Origin of the sequence: Methylobacterium sp. 22177 (assembly GCF_052045615.1) — a bacterium.
GTDB lineage: Bacteria > Pseudomonadota > Alphaproteobacteria > Rhizobiales > Beijerinckiaceae > Methylobacterium > Methylobacterium radiotolerans.
This window is the reverse complement of the sequence record NZ_JBQEPK010000143.1, coordinates 1-358: the sequence shown is the minus strand read 5'-3', so window position 1 is coordinate 358 and position 358 is coordinate 1. Positions and strand designations below refer to the sequence as shown.

Below are 358 nucleotides of genomic sequence, written 5' to 3'. Positions count from 1 at the left end.
AGGCCGACCCGCGCCTCGCCCGCCGACACCACGATCACCTTCTGGTGCTCCTCCGGCTCGCCCGGCGCCCCGAACAGGTCGCGCAGCCGCAGGAACGGCACCAGCGCGCCGCGGATGTTCAGGAAGTCCCGCCCGCGCCCGCCGCGCTCGCCCGCGGGCAGCGCGACGCACTCCTCCACCGCCGCCAGCGGGATCACGTAGCGCCCCGCGCCGACCCGGATCAGCAGCCCCTCGATGATCGCCAGCGTCAGCGGCAGGCGCAGCGCCACGCAGGTCCCGCCCCCCGGCTCGGTGGTGATGTCGATCGTGCCGCGCAGGCTCTCGATCGTCTTCTTGACCACGTCCATGCCGACCCCGC

1 protein-coding gene is annotated in these 358 nt (G+C 74.9%); it reads right to left on the bottom strand.

Going from position 1 to position 358, the window contains the following annotated elements; translation table 11 throughout:
- Positions 1-358: chemotaxis protein CheW (locus ACTJK8_RS32445; protein WP_440763223.1), on the bottom strand; the 358-nt coding region annotated here is incomplete at both ends.